The 13,879-nt window shown below is 68.9% G+C and carries 20 protein-coding genes; 6 read left to right on the top strand and 14 right to left on the bottom strand.

What is annotated here, in order from left to right; translation table 11 throughout:
- Positions 1-17: 17 nt before the first annotated feature.
- Both ASG04_RS04930 and ASG04_RS04925 read left to right on the top strand, forming a co-directional pair.
- Positions 18-320 (top strand): hypothetical protein, encoded by a 303-nt coding sequence (locus ASG04_RS04930; protein WP_156463534.1) that lies wholly within the window; start codon positions 18-20, stop codon positions 318-320.
- A 3-nt stretch (positions 321-323) separates the two neighbouring features.
- Positions 324-542 carry a hypothetical protein gene (locus ASG04_RS04925; RefSeq protein WP_056121066.1) on the top strand — a complete coding sequence of 73 codons (219 nt, stop codon included), beginning with the start codon at positions 324-326 and terminating at the stop codon, positions 540-542.
- A gap of 34 nt (positions 543-576) precedes the next feature.
- On the opposite strand, the gene ASG04_RS04920 is transcribed toward ASG04_RS04925, so the two are convergent.
- The 7 genes from ASG04_RS04920 to ASG04_RS04890 all read right to left on the bottom strand — a co-directional run bounded on the left by ASG04_RS04920 (position 577) and on the right by ASG04_RS04890 (position 4,548).
- Positions 577-891 (bottom strand): DMT family transporter, encoded by a 315-nt coding sequence (locus ASG04_RS04920; RefSeq protein ID WP_056121064.1) that lies wholly within the window; start codon positions 889-891, stop codon positions 577-579.
- The gene (locus ASG04_RS04915; protein WP_056121062.1) at positions 891-1,238 is read right to left on the bottom strand and encodes a DMT family transporter; all 348 of its coding nucleotides are present in this window, start codon (positions 1,236-1,238) and stop codon (positions 891-893) included. Before ASG04_RS04915 ends, ASG04_RS04920 begins: the two co-directional genes overlap by 1 nt.
- Positions 1,235-1,849 (bottom strand): TetR/AcrR family transcriptional regulator, encoded by a 615-nt coding sequence (locus ASG04_RS04910; RefSeq protein WP_056121058.1) that lies wholly within the window; start codon positions 1,847-1,849, stop codon positions 1,235-1,237. Before ASG04_RS04910 ends, ASG04_RS04915 begins: the two co-directional genes overlap by 4 nt.
- Positions 1,850-1,975: 126 nt before the next feature.
- The gene (locus ASG04_RS04905) at positions 1,976-2,401 is read right to left on the bottom strand and encodes a VOC family protein (protein WP_056121057.1); all 426 of its coding nucleotides are present in this window, start codon (positions 2,399-2,401) and stop codon (positions 1,976-1,978) included.
- 45 nt (positions 2,402-2,446) lie between these two features.
- On the bottom strand, positions 2,447-3,325 hold the full coding sequence (locus tag ASG04_RS04900) for a S66 peptidase family protein (protein WP_235515439.1): 879 nt from the start codon (positions 3,323-3,325) through the stop codon (positions 2,447-2,449).
- 87 nt (positions 3,326-3,412) lie between these two features.
- The gene (locus tag ASG04_RS04895; RefSeq protein ID WP_056121053.1) at positions 3,413-3,754 is read right to left on the bottom strand and encodes an ASCH domain-containing protein; all 342 of its coding nucleotides are present in this window, start codon (positions 3,752-3,754) and stop codon (positions 3,413-3,415) included.
- A gap of 14 nt (positions 3,755-3,768) precedes the next feature.
- Positions 3,769-4,548 (bottom strand): alpha/beta hydrolase, encoded by a 780-nt coding sequence (locus tag ASG04_RS04890; protein ID WP_321164477.1) that lies wholly within the window; start codon positions 4,546-4,548, stop codon positions 3,769-3,771.
- A gap of 167 nt (positions 4,549-4,715) precedes the next feature.
- On the opposite strand from ASG04_RS04890, the gene ASG04_RS04885 reads away from it, so the two are divergent.
- Entirely contained in the window at positions 4,716-5,213 is a 498-nt protein-coding gene (locus ASG04_RS04885) for a CGNR zinc finger domain-containing protein (RefSeq protein WP_056121049.1), read from the top strand.
- A gap of 24 nt (positions 5,214-5,237) precedes the next feature.
- On the opposite strand, the gene ASG04_RS04880 is transcribed toward ASG04_RS04885, so the two are convergent.
- The 3 genes from ASG04_RS04880 to ASG04_RS04870 all read right to left on the bottom strand — a co-directional run bounded on the left by ASG04_RS04880 (position 5,238) and on the right by ASG04_RS04870 (position 8,887).
- Positions 5,238-6,296, bottom strand: coding sequence for an NAD(P)/FAD-dependent oxidoreductase (locus ASG04_RS04880; RefSeq protein ID WP_056121047.1), 1,059 nt, complete (start codon positions 6,294-6,296; stop codon positions 5,238-5,240).
- A gap of 198 nt (positions 6,297-6,494) precedes the next feature.
- Positions 6,495-7,559 (bottom strand): amidohydrolase family protein, encoded by a 1,065-nt coding sequence (locus ASG04_RS04875; protein WP_082517822.1) that lies wholly within the window; start codon positions 7,557-7,559, stop codon positions 6,495-6,497.
- Between the two features lie 128 nt (positions 7,560-7,687).
- Positions 7,688-8,887 carry an ABC transporter permease gene (locus tag ASG04_RS04870; protein WP_056121042.1) on the bottom strand — a complete coding sequence of 400 codons (1,200 nt, stop codon included), beginning with the start codon at positions 8,885-8,887 and terminating at the stop codon, positions 7,688-7,690.
- Between the two features lie 69 nt (positions 8,888-8,956).
- On the opposite strand from ASG04_RS04870, the gene ASG04_RS04865 reads away from it, so the two are divergent.
- Positions 8,957-9,574 (top strand): hypothetical protein, encoded by a 618-nt coding sequence (locus ASG04_RS04865; protein WP_156463533.1) that lies wholly within the window; start codon positions 8,957-8,959, stop codon positions 9,572-9,574.
- Positions 9,575-9,643: 69 nt separating this feature from the next.
- Here ASG04_RS04865 and ASG04_RS04860 read toward each other — a convergent pair whose 3' ends face one another.
- Positions 9,644-10,309: an SDR family NAD(P)-dependent oxidoreductase gene (locus ASG04_RS04860; RefSeq protein ID WP_056121039.1), complete on the bottom strand. Its 666-nt coding sequence runs from the start codon at positions 10,307-10,309 to the stop codon at positions 9,644-9,646.
- Positions 10,310-10,425: 116 nt separating this feature from the next.
- On the opposite strand from ASG04_RS04860, the gene ASG04_RS04855 reads away from it, so the two are divergent.
- Entirely contained in the window at positions 10,426-10,995 is a 570-nt protein-coding gene (locus ASG04_RS04855) for a TetR/AcrR family transcriptional regulator (protein ID WP_056121037.1), read from the top strand.
- Between the two features lie 207 nt (positions 10,996-11,202).
- Here ASG04_RS04855 and ASG04_RS04850 read toward each other — a convergent pair whose 3' ends face one another.
- On the bottom strand, positions 11,203-11,811 hold the full coding sequence (locus tag ASG04_RS04850; RefSeq protein ID WP_056121034.1) for a hypothetical protein: 609 nt from the start codon (positions 11,809-11,811) through the stop codon (positions 11,203-11,205).
- 177 nt (positions 11,812-11,988) lie between these two features.
- Complete coding sequence (locus ASG04_RS04845) at positions 11,989-12,381, bottom strand: hypothetical protein (protein ID WP_056121032.1); 393 nt, start codon at positions 12,379-12,381, stop codon at positions 11,989-11,991.
- 164 nt (positions 12,382-12,545) lie between these two features.
- On the opposite strand from ASG04_RS04845, the gene ASG04_RS04840 reads away from it, so the two are divergent.
- The gene (locus ASG04_RS04840; protein ID WP_156463532.1) at positions 12,546-12,878 is read left to right on the top strand and encodes a hypothetical protein; all 333 of its coding nucleotides are present in this window, start codon (positions 12,546-12,548) and stop codon (positions 12,876-12,878) included.
- A 388-nt stretch (positions 12,879-13,266) separates the two neighbouring features.
- Here the strand turns inward: ASG04_RS04840 and ASG04_RS04830 are convergent, their stop codons facing one another.
- Entirely contained in the window at positions 13,267-13,875 is a 609-nt protein-coding gene (locus tag ASG04_RS04830) for a GNAT family N-acetyltransferase (protein WP_082517821.1), read from the bottom strand.
- Positions 13,876-13,879: the final 4 nt, after the last annotated feature.

Genomic DNA, 13,879 nt, shown 5'->3' with positions numbered 1-13,879 from the left:
CTGCTTGATTGGAGGACATGCGGCCCACCCCGGATGACACGGACCAGCGGCGACCTCGCCCGGTGGTGATGCTGCTCGGGGTCGTTGCAGCGGCCCTGTGGGTCGTCGCGATCGCGCTTCCGATCATCGTGCTGGTGTTCATCGGGAACCTCCCCGGCCATGACTCGGCTCGCGCCTCACGGTCCCTCGCGATCGCCACCGGTGCCTTCGTGGCCTTCGCACTCCTCGCGATCCCGGCGACGGTCGGGTTCGTCAAGATGCAGCGTGCTCGTTCCCACCACCACGAGACGGGACGCCACGACGGCGAAGGTACTGTGTGAGCCGTGCCCGCTGAGGAATGGACCATCAACCACTTCTCGCAGAGCAATCCGACCGGCGAGGACCAGGGTGACGTTCCCGCTCTCCTTCGCCGCGTCGCCGACAGCATCGAAGCGCTGGGCGATGTCGACGTGCAGGACATCACCTTCTCCGCCGGGGTCACCGAAGCGGAGGACGACCTGACGATGACGGTGTACTTCCACCGGCAGCCGCGACGCCGCTAGGCCGCACCCGAGCTCCGCGGACCGACGGGGTCCGTCAGTGCCCGAGCTCGACCAGGAGCACCCCGGCGATGATCAGCGCGATCCCGCCGAGCATGAGCCCCGTCAGCGGTTCGCGGAAGAGCACCCGACCCAGGATCGCCGTCAGTGCGACCCCGGTCGCCGCCCAGATCCCGTACGCGACGCCGATCGGCAGGCCCAACGTCAGGGCCACCGCGAGCAGGCTGAACGCGATGAGGTACCCCGCGACCACGGGGACGAAGAACACCTTCTTGCCGTCGGTGGCGAGTTTGAGGCTGATCGTCGCACCGACCTCGGTGACGATCGCGACCGCGAGCAGGATCCAGGCCATCAGCGGACCTGCCGCTTCCGTGCGGCCAGAGCGCGTTGCGACCCGATCTCGACCAGCAGCACCCCGGCAGCGATCAACGCGATCCCGATGACCATCGTGACCGTCAGCGCCTGCCCGAACAACACGGCGGCGAGCACCGCGGTCAGTGCGACACCGGAAGCGCCCCAGATGCCGTAGGCGACCCCGACCGCCATGCCCGCACGGAGCACCAGGATCAGCATCGCGAACGCGGCGACGTACCCGACGGCGACGAGCACGTACCAGCCGGGCTGGTCGACGGCAGCCTGCATCGAGAGCGCTGCCGTGACCTCGGCGATGATCGCCATCCCGAGGAACACCCACTTCATGCGCCGCTCCCGTCGGCCAGGGACGCGATCGCCCGTGCTGCGGCCCGGACAGTGGCCTCCGCCGCAGCGTCGTCACGGTCAGCGAGCCACGCCGAGCCGATGCCGTCGGCCGTGGCGATGAGCAGTCGGACGAGCTGGTCGACGGGGATGGTCCACCGGATGTCGTCCTCGGTCGTCCACGCCTCGACCTGCGCACGGATGGCAGCGAGGTACGCGTCCTGCTCCCAGGCCGCGAGGTCCTGCAGGTCCGGGTCACGACGCGAGTACGTGACGAGCTCGACCAGGGCGAGTGCCGTCGCCGGGTCGTTGCGCGTCTGCGCGAGGTGGGCCGACAGGCCGGAGGCGATCCGGGCCTCCAGGCCGAGCGGGGTGACCGGCGGGGCGAACGCGACCGCCATCGCCGTGCGCAGCTGTCGTTCGAGCACGGCGCGGAAGAGCGGCGCCTTGCCGGCGAAGCAGTAGTGGAAGGCGCCGTGCGGCAGCCCGGCACGGGCGGTGACCGCGCGGGTGGTCACCGCGCCGATCCCGCCGTCGCGCAGGACGGCGATCGCGGCGTCGACGAGCTGGTCGCGCCGTTCCTCGACGCTGCGGTGCTCTTGCTGGAGGGTCATGGTGCGACCGTATCGCGCTACTTGGCCAGTTGGCCAAGTAGCGGCTGTGAACATGGTCTGGAGGCTCGGTGCCGGTCCGTCACCGCGCCTCCAGTCCGTCGGGCCACCCGCAGTCCTGCTGGCCGATCAGGAACCGCTCGGACCGCCAGCCACCACGAAGATGCAGAAGGGGTGACCGGCCGGATCGGCGAGGACGTAGAGCGCCTCCTCCGGATCGGCGCTCCGGTCCTCGAGGACCGTGGCGCCCAGAGCGACCGCACGTGCCCGCTGCTGCTCGAGCTCATCCACGTCCGTGACGCTGAAGTCGAGATGCAGCTGCTGGCGGACCGGCCCGTCCGGCCAGGTCACCCGAGGCAGTTCGTCCACCCGTTGCACCGTGACGTCCACCCCCTCGGAGGTGCTGATCGCGACCCAGTCCGCCCGGTCGTCCGAACCGTCGGCGGGCGGCTCGTCACCAGCCCGGTACTCGCCGCCCAGCAGGGCGAGCCAGAACGCGGCGAGCGCTCGCGCGTCCTCGGCATCGAGCACGATCTGTCGCAGATGCAGGGCCATCACCGGAGGCTAGGCCGGGAGTGCTCGGACCGTCGCAGGACAGGATCAGACTCCGGACGGCGACTCCACGGTCAGCCGACCGCGGTCGACGTCGAGGACCGCGCGTGTGCCGAGGGGCACGGTGACGAGGTCCTCGACGTGACCGAGAGGAAGCCCACCCAGTACCGGCACGCCGAGCGCGTCGAAGTGGTCGCGCAGGGTGTCGACGACGGTCCAGTCGCGGTCCTCGTACCCGGCGAACTGGTCGATGCTGCCGAGAGCGACCCCGACGACGCCGTCGAGCGCTCCGGAGTACCGGAGCTGCGTCAGAGCGCGGTCGACCATCCCCAGCCCAGCAGCGCGGTTGATCTCGAGCAGCAGGACCGCCCCGGCCAGGTCGAAGTCCACCACCCCGACCGACCGCGCGAGCATCTCGAGGTTGCCACCGGACAGCGGCCCCTCCACGCTCCCCGTCGTCGTGAGCTCGGCCGAGAGTGCGGCGGCATCCGCGTCGACGACCGTGTCCGCGTCCTCCATCAGAAGTCGCCGGACGTGGTCACCGTGGGTGCCGGCGATCGCACCGTGCAGCGACGGGACGCCGGCGGCGTTCCAGACCTGGTGCAGGGCGGTGACGTCGCTGTACCCGACGAGCATCTTCGGGTCGGCGCGGAGCGCCCGGACGTCGACGTCCGGGACGATGCGGAAGCTGCCGCACCCGCCGGTGGAGGCGATCACGGCACGGACCGTCGGGTCGCGGATCGCGTCGTTGAGGTCCGCCGCACGGTCGACGTCGCTGCCCGCGAGGTAGCCGCGATGGTCGAGCGCGTGCGGCGCGATGACCGCGCGCAGGCCCCACGCCTCGACCTGTCGAGCGATCCAGGTCGGCACCGATCCCTCTGGCCACGACGCCGGTGAGACGATCGCCACCGTGTCGCCGGCGGTCAAGGTTCGCGGTCGCAGCGTTGTCGCTTCCATGCTCCGGGACCCTAGCCACCACCCCCGTCACCGCGGAGACGGAGTCGCGTCAGCCGATCAGCGCAGGGACGGCGTGATCGTCAGCTGTGCCACCTCGACCACCGCGTCGGAGGGCATGTCGGGGTAGTAGTTCTCGCGGAGCTGCTGTGCGAAGCGCTGCATGTCGGTTCCTGGCGGCTGATGCGCCTGCTCGGCCGTGAGGGTGTCGAGTCGGTGCTGCCGCACGACGGTCACGACATCGGCGACGTCCTCCGCCGTCGGGTGCTCGTCGAAGACGAAGATCGCTGGCCCCACCGGTACGGACTCGTTCCACCGAACGGTGGTGACCTTCTCGCCCGTCATGATCGCCTCGTGGTGCTTGCGATGGAAGTGGATGGTGTTCGGCGCTGCGCCGGCCATGTGTCCACTCTGCATCACCCAACGGGTGTCCAGTCCCTGATCACGTCGGCGACCGCATCCAGGTGCGACTCGAGGAGGAAGTGCCCGCCGTCGATGAGTTCGACGCGAGCGTCGGGGCGGTCCCGCAGGAAAGCGGTCGCGCCAGCAGCGGCGAAGATCTCGTCGTTGCGTCCCCAGACGGCCAGGACGGGGACGCGCGAGGTGCGGAGCCAGTCGTGGACCGCCGGGTACAGGGTGCGGTTGGACGCGTAGTCGCGGAAGAGGGCCAGCTGGATCGCGTCCTGTCCGGGGCGGGCGAGGAGTGCGAGGTCGTGCTCCCAGGCGTCGGGGTCGACGGTCGTCGGGTCGGAGACCCCGTGGGTGTACTGCCACTCGACTGCGTCTCGTCCCAGGGCCGGGCGGAGCGCGTCGCGGGTCGCATCGGTCTGCTCTGTGGCGTCGGCCCAGATGCCGTCCCAGAAGCTCGGCACGAAGCCCTCCTCGTAGACGTTGCCGTTCTGGGAGATGACGCCGGTGACGGCATCCGGGTCAGCCAGCGCGAGCCTCCAGCCGATGGGGGCGCCGTAGTCCTGCACGTAGATCGTGTACTGCTCGATCGCGAGGGCGGACAAGAACCCTGCGGTCGTGGCTGCCAGGGTCGCGAAGGTGTAGTCGAACTCGTCGGTCGACGGCGCGGACGAGCGGCCGAAGCCGATGTGGTCGGGTGCGACGACGTGGTACCGGTCGGCCAGTGCCGGGATCAGGTGCCGGAACATGTGGGAGCTCGACGGGTACCCGTGCAGCAGCAGGAGCACAGGTGCATCGACCGGTCCAGCCTCTCGATAGAACACATCGAGCCCGTCAACTGCGACGGTGCGGTGGTGGACAGTGACCATGGCTAACCCCTTTGAATTGTTTTGCTGGTTAGGTGACGGTAGCATGGGTCGTGTCACACCGGTCGGGTGTGGGGAGGCGGAGTTCGATGCTGCAGGACGAAGAGCTGCTGCTGGCGGTGCTGAACAGCGCGCCGGTGGTCAACGGCCGCGCGACGGACAGCCTCGACGGCACCCACGGTCGAGCGCTGACGCAGACCTGGGGAGGCTCCGGAACGGTCGACGAGATCGCGCAGCTCCGTCGGGCTCGCGCTGCACTGCACGCCGTGATCCGTGGGGACCGCCCCGAAGCGGTCGGCGAGTTGGCGAGCATCATCAGTGGTGCGGTACGCACTCCCCGAGTGACGCCTGACGGCGTGGTCTGGGAACTCGTCGTGGCAGATGACGACCGCCTCGCCACGGCGGCGGTCCTGGCGTGGTCCAGCGTGGGTGAACGGTTCCCGGGTCGACTCCGCGCGTGCGCGAACGACGAGTGCAACCTGTTCCTCGTCGACCACAGCCGTCCCGGGACCGCGAAGTGGTGCTCCATGGCCACCTGCGGCAACCGGATGAAAGCACGCGCGCACGCTGGCCGCGCCAAGGCGTGATCGCGGGCGCGTGCTGGGGTTCCGCTACCGAGACGGGTTCCCTCGGGTGGCGCTTGGTCGAAGTGGTGTGAGCTCGGGTGGCTCGTGGTCGCCGAGGAGGTCGTCGGCGACCAGGCGTCCGACGGTCGCTGCGAGCGTGACCCCGGAGTGCATCACGGCGACGTAGGCACCGCGATGACCGGGGAGCGCGCCGATGATCGGGTCGTCGTCCGTCGGCATGGGCCGGATCCCGACCTGCACCTGCGTGAGCTCGACGTCGTCCATCCCCGACAGGGCGGCCCGCACCTGACCGAGGACCTCGCGACCGACCTCGGTCAGCTCCTGGTCAGTGGTCTCTCCGGAGTGGCTCCGCGCTGCTCTGAAGGTGCCCTCCCCGGTCTGGCGGACCTCGATCGTGTCGCTGCTGAGGAGCGTGCGGATGACCTCGGGCGCAGCACTGAAGCTGGCCAGGATCGACGGCGACGGCGCGACTGGGAGTCGCACCCCGAGCTCGTCGCAGAGCGCCACGGAGTCCGCTCCGGCGGCGATGACCACGACGTCAGCCGGGACGACTCCCTTCTCGGTCCGGACACCGACGATCTCGGTGTCGTCCGTCGCCCAACCGAGGACCGGCTCGTGGAGACGGACACGAGCCCCGGCGTTCTCGGCTCCGGCCAGGAGGGTCCGGACGACGGCTGTGGGGTCGAGCGCCCCGTCTGACCGGTTGAACACGGCGTGTGCCGGTGTGGGGACGAGGTGGGGTTCCAGCTGTGCCAGTTCGTCGCGACCGAGCGCAACGCCGTCCCCGGTGCCGTCAGGGTCGCGGCCGCTGTCTTCCCACTGGACTGAGCCGGTCCATCGCACGTGGAGGTCCGGGAGCTCCTCCTCGAGCCTCCGGTAGTCCTCGTTGACCGATTCACGGAGGAGCGCCTGCGCTGGCCTCGGCGGCGTCGGCCCCTTGCCGATCCAGGCGAAGGAGGCTCCGCTCGCGCCCGACGCGGGCATGCCCCGTTCGATCACGGAGACCTGGGCGCCCGCCTTCGCCAGGTGGTACGCGATCGATGCCCCGACGATGCCCGCCCCGACGACGACGACGTTCTTCATGGGGACATCCTCGTCCGGTTCCTCCATCGGGCGCGCCTCACCTCCGGCGATGCAGCAGGTTCTGCACGACGCCAGCCCAGAGGACAAGGCCCGAGAAAGCCAGGGGTGATCTCGTCACAGAGCCTGCGCAGGGCGGTGCGTGCGAATGCCCTGTCGGGCCGACCACGACGCGCTCATCGTCCCGACAATCCCCCACGGTCATCGACGCCTCGGAACGCTCTCGCTCGCCAAGCGGGGGAAGAGCTGTTCGGCGGCTGTCCGGTGCACGTCACCCAGTCGTTCTGCGCCAGGGCCGTCGTAGGCGTCGAGGTCATGGTCGAAGCGAGCGGTCCAGTCGGGGTGTGCGTAGGGGAAGTCGCTGCCGTAGAGGACGTGGCCGGGCTCCGCGAACGCCAGCAGTGACGGCAGCGACGTGGGAGATGCGGACAGGGCGGTGTCGAAGTAGAACTTGCGCAGGCCCGCTTGGATGCGCTCCGGCGTGGTGCCCGGGTTGAACATCGCGGCAGCGCTGAACCGGCTAGCGGCGTAGGGCACGAACCCGCCGGCGTGGGACAGGATCACGCGCAGTTCCGGGTAGCGGTCGAACACGCCGTGCGCGACGAGGTCCACGGCGGTGCGGGTGGTGTCGAACGGGAAGTCCAGCAGTGCGGTGGGCATCCCCGGCAACTGCGTGATCGGTGGTGCGGTGGGGTGCACGAAGACCACGGCTGAGCGGGCGGCGAGTTCTGCCCACAGCGGCTCGTACGCGGGGTCGCCCAGGTACCGTTCGTGCGCGTTCGACAGCAGGAGCACACCGTCGGCGTGGAGCTCGTCGAGTGCTCGCACGGCTTCGGCGACCGCGCCGTCGAAGTCCGGCAGCGGCAGCACCGCGAAGTGCCCGAACCGGTCGGGCCGCTCCCGGACCAGCTCGGCCTGGTAGTCGTTCAGTTCGCGGGCGAGTTGGCGCGCCGCGGCGTCGTCACCGAAGTGCACGCCCGGTGCGCTGATCGAGAGCATCCCGGTCTCGATCCCCACTTCGTCCATCATCGCGATCGCCGCTTCGGGGCTCCACTCCGGCATCAACCAGCCGCCGATGGCCCGGGGCCCTCGTCGCGGTGCTGTCCCGCCGTTCCCACCCCACGGGTCCCACTGCGCGGACCCTCCGGTCGCAGCCGCCGCATCCCCCGGGGCGCCGGCCCCCATCGCTTTCGATCCTGCCGCTGCCAGTGCGTCGAAGTAGCGGGGCGGGAGCAGGTGCTGGTGGACATCGATCTTGCCTTGCATGGTGCGGTCCTCCGATCGTCCTCAGCAATGAGGGCTGGTTGTGTGCAGAAGTGGTTGTCGTGATGGTTCCCGCCGGTCGAACCGGGAGTGGTTCGACCGTTTGCGGGCGTCGAGCAGGCCTGTGGTGTTCAGGGCGTCGGGGTCAACGGCAGCAGGGCCGCGTTCGGCGTGCCTGCGGCGGACTCGAGGTGGGAGCCCGATGGGCCGGCTGCCGAGCGGGGACCTTGCTCGTGACGGAGTCCGCCCTTCGGTCGAGCAGCGGCTTCGCGTCGGTTCCGGATGAGCATCGCCGTCAGGGTGAGCAGGATCCCTGCCACTGCCCAGATGCTCAGCCGGATGATCGGGGCGGCGACCGCAGCGCCGTCGAAGTACTGGACGGACCGCAGCAGGTCGAGCGCGTCGCCCTGCGGGAAGACGTAGTAGAGCGTCTGGAAGAAGTCGTCGAGGACGTGGATCCCGAGCGGGCCACCAGATGACGTGTTCCCGAGGATCACCAGGGCGAGCGTCATCACCAGAGCCGCGATGGTTCCGCCCAGTGCGGCGACGCCCGTGACCGCTCCCCCGATGGCGACTCCGGTCAGCCAGAGGATCCCGAACACGGCCCAGGGACCGACGGTCACCGCCCCGAGTGCGGAGTCGATCCACAGGGTGATCAGTCCGGCGAGGAGACCGGCGTAGAGCACGAGGACGATGCTGCGCTCGACGAACTTCGCGGCCGTGTCGACCGTGCCGAGGATGCGTCCGAACACCGTTCCACCGAGGGCAGCCCCCAGGCCCGCGAAGAGGATCGCGTAGAACTCGATCGACCCGACCGGGTCCTGCTTCGGCAGGGGTGCGAGGTCGGTGGCCGTGTTGGTGGTCTGCAGCTTCGCCGCGATCGAGTCGCCGATGCCGGAGACCGCCTGGCCCAGGCCGCGGCCACCGCCGCTGGCGATGTAGGTGGTGACGCCGGCGCCCTTGCCCGGCGCCGGCAGGATGACGGCGCCGTCGACGTCGCGGTCGAGCACGGCGGATCGTGCCTGCTGCTCAGAGGCCACGACGGTGAGATCCAGCGACCCCTGCTGCTCGAGCGCGACGATCGCGCCAGCGTCGCCGGTGACCGCGAGATGGACGTTGTTCGGCGTCGGGTTGCCGAACGCGCTCGAGTAGCTCGTCAACATCGCCATCGCCAGGAGCAGGATCGCGATCGCACCGAGGACCAGGTTCCGGTAGCGATGTGCTGATCCCGGCCCTTCGGAGTCCAGCGCACCGCCCGCGACCGCCGCTTCGAACTCGGGGTGCTGCGGGCCGTCTCCGCGGCCAGTGGCAGGCTCGGTTACGTGCGTCATGATATCCTTTACAGTTGTCCAGTAGATGACGAACGTACATCAGTGTCCCCGCTCTGGCAAGATGGACTCATGACGGACGGAACAGGCACGGTGCCGCTCGCGAGCCAACGGGTGGACCCGCGCGTCACCCGCACCCGCGCTGCCCTGATCCGGGCGTTGGCCGCCCTGGTGTCCGAGACACCGAAGGGCGAGACGATCTCGATGAGCGCCGTGGCACAGCGTGCCGGGTTGAGCAGGCAGGCCCTCCACAACCACTACAGCAATGTCGGCGACCTCGCGACGGACCTCTGGATCAGCCGCCTCCTCGAGGACTGGCTCCCCCTCGACGAGGCCGCTGCGAACCTCCCACAGGCCCTCACCGACGCCGTTCGGGAGCGCGGGATCGAACCGCTGCTCGCCGCGGGACGTGCGGATCGCGGCTTCTTCGACAAGCTCCGCGCCGTTCCACGTGGTGAGCGCGTCGCCGAGGTGCTCGCTGCCGCGATGACGACCTGGCTGTCGGAGTCGGACCACGATCACCGCGGATCGGAGATCGCTCTGACCGGGGACGCCCGGACCTTCACGATCGGCGGCATGATCGCGCTCGTGTCGACGTGGCAGATGGCCGACGCGCCCCCGAGCACGGCCGAGCAGGTGGCGACACTCCGGATCTTCGCCGCGGCGGCTGCAGCGGCTGGCGCCGGCTGAACCGCGCGGACCCGGGTCCCGGCAGCCCGGCGGATCCCGCCCAGGCCAGCAGCCCGGGCGGGAGGCGCGTCAGCCGTCGTACGCGACGTAGTGCAGCTCGGCATCCCGCCGCTCGTCGTGGAGCTTCACGTAGGACTGCGCGATGACCGCCGGTTCAGCGTCCGGTCGCCCACCGCCGATCAGCGCGGTGATGGCGACGAACCCGACGTAGACACCCTTGTCCGCGAGGGCGGCGTTGAGGTTGAGCGTCCAGTTCCGGAGCCCCGCCGCGGCGATGTTGACGTTCCCGCGGACGGGTGTCTGGGCGAGCGCACCGCCACCGGTGGTCACGAGGACCGTGCCGGCGCCCGCCGCGATCATGCCCGGCAGGACCTCTCCGACGGCCGCGATGGCGCCGCCGAGGTAGAAGTCGAGCTGTGGCTGCAGGTTCTCCATCGTCACGTCCACCGCGTCGACCGACTCCAGGGTCCGGTCAGCCGGGGAGAACTCGAGGACGTCGATCGGCCCGAGCGCTTCCCGGATCGATCGGAGGGCACTCCGGATCGTGTCGGGCTCGCTGACGTCGGCGGTGAAACCACGAGCCTGGATGCCCTCCGCGACGAGCTCACCCGCCAGGGAGTCCACGTTCGCCTGGCTGCGGGCCACGAGCGCGACGTCGAAGCCCTTCTGTCCGAAGGCTCGCGCGATCTCGAGACCCAGACCGGGTCCTGCGCCGATGATGGTGATGAGGGGCATGATGCGTCCTTCCGGGGCCCACCGCCAGGCCGTGCGAGCTGGTGCGGTATGTTGAGACGGTCCTCAATTCTCTGCAGCTTATGTTGAGACCTCCCTCAAGATCCTTCGGAGTCGCTGTGAGCACCGCACCCCGCCTGCGTCGAGACGCGCAGGCGAACGTCGAGAAGCTCCGCGCTGCCGCGATCGCGGTGTTCTCACGTCGAGGGCTCTCCGCGCCACTGGAGGACATCGCGCGCGAGGCCGGGGTGAGCATCGGGACGCTCTACAACCGCATCGGATCGCGCGAGGACCTCATCGACGCCGTCGTGCCCGACATCGCGGGCGCGAAGCTCCGCACCCTGCGGGAACGGACACTGTCCCAGGACACTCCGCGCGCGCAGTTGGAGACCTTCATCGCTGAGATGATCGACCTGCAGCGAAGCGACCCGGCGATGAACGACGCGATGCTCCGGCGCTACCCCGACGCCGTCCTCCTCATCAACGCATGCGAACGATCCATGGCGCTCGGAGCGGAACTCGTCGCCAACGCACACACCGCCGGCGTTCTCGCCGAGGACTTCACGCCCGATGACCTGATGACCGTCCTGTGGATGGCCGGGATGGCCAGCCACGACCCTGCCGCTCCGGACGGGTGGCGCCGTGTCGTCGACCGGAGCATCTCCGCTGCCTGGACCGTCCAGGGCTGACGCCGCGACGCGCCTCTGCACCACCGGCAAGCCGCTCCCCTATCACTAGCTCGCAAGGCACCGATACGACCCGTCTCAGTAAGCGATCGTCTGCCGGACGTCGTCGGGTTGGAGTCTGTTGCGTCGATCGAAGCCGCTTGCCGTGCGGGCACGAGGTCTCGCGCGTACGCGCAATCCTCGGCAGGACCAGGAACGTCAAGATCTCAACTACCGACGTTGATGGCCAGCGATGAATGCACGCGTTCGCCGCCACCGACGCCGTTCGATCCAGCTAGCGACCACGATGAAGACGCTGACCGCCAGGAAGGCGAGCAGAAACCTCCCCGAGTTGAGGTTCACGCCGACGAGGGCGACTCCGAACCCGATGAGCGTCGGCCAGATGTGCCTCGCCGATGCTTGCTGCCGACGTGTGAGGAGGTCGACGAGTTCCTTCGAGTAGGGAGTGGGCGGCATCTTCCCGCGCATCTGCGAACGGAGGGCCCGCCGTTGATCGCGATCGAGGAGTGAGACGGGGGTTTGCTCGCCGCTAGCGAGGAAGGGCTCCAAGCCGTCGTGCCGACGTGCCCACAGCCACCCGAGCAGAGCGACGGTGAATCCAGCACCGCTGACGATTGCCTTCCACGGCGACGGCTCGAGCGCCGCCAGGGTCGTGCCGAGTGCGAAGAAGACGAGGGTCAGTCCGGTCAAGGCGGCCTGCGCTGACGCACCGACGATGATCGGTCCTCGTTCTACAAGCACCCTGGCTTGCTGCGTGGCCGCGACCCATTGCACATTGGCTTGTCCCTCGCGGAGGAGGTGTTCTCTCGGGTCGCTCACGCGTCGAGCGTAGGACCCAGTGGGCTCATCAAATCGGTTTGATCAAAGCAGAGGCGGTACCGCGCAACCCCGCACTGGCGGCGCTCGTCTGCATCCGGAGTGTCCGGAAGACGGTCGGTCAGCGGACCTCCGGTAGCCGATGGTCGACGAGGCTGTCGCAGCGGTGACCGCCTGACATCACCCGGCGAGGACGCCGACTCCCACCAGGGCGGCCAGGACGCCGAACACCACGAGGACCCCAGCGACGACGATCGTCACAAGCGCACTGGCGCTGCCCGGCTGGCTCCTGAGCGTCACGACCGCGAGCGCGACCGGGCCGGCGGCGCCGACCAGGCCGGCTGCGAGCGCCGTCCACGCCCAACCGTCGTAGGCATCCGGATCTCCGACGCCGGCTCCTGGCCCGGCGAAGGCGACGAGCGCGCAGAAGCCGGCGCCGAGCACGCAGCACGCCGCCAGGACGGCCGAGACGGCGATCCCCGCGAGGGACGGGTCAGTCGATGCGGTCCATGCCCGTATCGCTGCATCGAGCTCGTCCTGGGCGTGCTGCTCCTCGTGTCGTCGCTCGGCCACCGCCGCATCATCCTGGCCCGAGTGCAGGCGGCACGACGCCCGGAGAGAGCATGATCCACCTCCAGGCGTGGAGCAATCACGTCCGATAGGCGATCGATCAACGGACAGGAGCGACGCTCGGTGCGGGCGAGCATCCCGATGATCTCGGGCGCTAGCTTCGAGTGGTGGACGAGATCTTGGAAGTGTCAGAAGTCATCGCCCTGCTGCGGCCGATGTTCCACGTCATGCTCACGACACCCGAACTCGCAACGCTCACGGTGGAGATCGTGTCGATCGACGATGTCACCGGCCCAGCGCTGGACGGGGACGATCTCGTCGAGCAGAACAGTGCCGTGGTCCGCTGGCGCATCCTGCACGAACGCGGTTGGTCCGGCGGCTTATGGGTCGAGGACGGCCCTGACGCCCTCGTTCGCAATGTGCAGAGCGATCTCCAAGACTTCATTGCGGAGAGCGAATTCGGGTGGGGTCAGCTCAGGGGGCCTCGCGACCTACCGTGATCTCGACCAGATCGTCACGGTGGAGCCGACAGCCCGTCCGGTAGACAATCGGCTGTTAAGACGGAACTCAGCTAGCGCCGAACTGTGGGCAGCTTCGTTCGGTGTCGTCGTTATTGGTGCGTTGGATGTCGGGTTGCGCCCCGCGGATCTCGGTGGGTGGTTGTCCCGAGGAGCAGCGCACTGCCGCCGATCGCCGCCACCGCTGCGCAGAGCAGCGCGGTGGTCGCGCCGCCCGTTGCGTGGAGGAGGGCGGCGCCGACCGCTGGTGCGATCGCGGTCGCGATGGTCACCGGGGCGGCGAAGACCCCGGTGAGGTGTCCTGTGTTCGCTGTGCCCCACCGGTCGACCACGACTGGGGCCTGGATCAACGTGAATCTCAATCTGTTTGTCAAGACTGGTCAGGCGGTTCATGGGACGCCTCACCTAGTCTCTCTGGACGCATCTCTGCCAAGGCCTTGGCTGTCAGCTGGGCATACATGAACATGTCGCGGGGCTTGCCATCGATGCGCTCCCAAGCTCGTAGAAGTCCTTCTCGCGCGTAGCCGGCTTGCTCAGCCGCGCGCCACGATCCTTCGTTCCAGGGCTCGACGTATAACTCCAAGCGATCAAGGTCGTCGTGGTGACGGGCCCACGACGTCAAAGTGCTCAGTGCGTCCGCGGCGTAGCCGTTCCGCCTCTGGGATGGCGCAATCCAGTAGCCAAGGCTGGCTCGCGCACCTGAGCCCGTCGAGAAGAACATATTGATGTGGCCGATCGCCCGATCTTCACCGTCCGCTATGGCGAACGCGTAGCCGAGGCGGGTCTTCATCCGACCGTGTTGGCGTTCGATGAAAGCGCGGGCCTCAGCCTCGCCAGCAGTTGCCGGGACCGTCGTGATGAGGGGAATGAGGGAATCTTGGGAGGCTTCTTGGACCGTCGCTATGTCCGCGGGCCGCCATCCACGCAAGTGAACACGGTTGCCAATCAGCTCCGGCAGATTCAGAGGTTCAAGATCCATGCAT

Origin of the sequence: Curtobacterium sp. Leaf183, from assembly GCF_001424385.1 — a bacterium.
In the GTDB taxonomy this organism is placed as follows: domain Bacteria; phylum Actinomycetota; class Actinomycetes; order Actinomycetales; family Microbacteriaceae; genus Curtobacterium.
The sequence above is the reverse complement of the archived record's forward strand: the minus strand, read 5'-3'. Positions and strand labels throughout refer to the sequence as shown.

Bases quoted from the DNA above. Each gene is read 5' to 3' on its own strand.
- ASG04_RS04930 (WP_156463534.1), top strand. From the start codon at position 18: ATGCGGCCCACCCCGGATGACACGGACCAGCGGCGACCTCGCCCGGTG.
- ASG04_RS04920 (WP_056121064.1), bottom strand. From the start codon at position 891: ATGGCCTGGATCCTGCTCGCGGTCGCGATCGTCACCGAGGTCGGTGCG.
- ASG04_RS04915 (WP_056121062.1), bottom strand. From the start codon at position 1,238: ATGAAGTGGGTGTTCCTCGGGATGGCGATCATCGCCGAGGTCACGGCA.
- ASG04_RS04910 (WP_056121058.1), bottom strand. From the start codon at position 1,849: ATGACCCTCCAGCAAGAGCACCGCAGCGTCGAGGAACGGCGCGACCAG.
- ASG04_RS04905 (WP_056121057.1), bottom strand. From the start codon at position 2,401: ATGGCCCTGCATCTGCGACAGATCGTGCTCGATGCCGAGGACGCGCGA.
- ASG04_RS04895 (WP_056121053.1), bottom strand. From the start codon at position 3,754: ATGGCCGGCGCAGCGCCGAACACCATCCACTTCCATCGCAAGCACCAC.
- ASG04_RS04885 (WP_056121049.1), top strand. From the start codon at position 4,716: ATGCTGCAGGACGAAGAGCTGCTGCTGGCGGTGCTGAACAGCGCGCCG.
- ASG04_RS04880 (WP_056121047.1), bottom strand. From the start codon at position 6,296: ATGAAGAACGTCGTCGTCGTCGGGGCGGGCATCGTCGGGGCATCGATC.
- ASG04_RS04875 (WP_082517822.1), bottom strand. From the start codon at position 7,559: ATGCAAGGCAAGATCGATGTCCACCAGCACCTGCTCCCGCCCCGCTAC.
- ASG04_RS04870 (WP_056121042.1), bottom strand. From the start codon at position 8,887: ATGACGCACGTAACCGAGCCTGCCACTGGCCGCGGAGACGGCCCGCAG.
- ASG04_RS04865 (WP_156463533.1), top strand. From the start codon at position 8,957: ATGACGGACGGAACAGGCACGGTGCCGCTCGCGAGCCAACGGGTGGAC.
- ASG04_RS04860 (WP_056121039.1), bottom strand. From the start codon at position 10,309: ATGCCCCTCATCACCATCATCGGCGCAGGACCCGGTCTGGGTCTCGAG.
- ASG04_RS04830 (WP_082517821.1), bottom strand. From the start codon at position 13,875: ATGGATCTTGAACCTCTGAATCTGCCGGAGCTGATTGGCAACCGTGTT.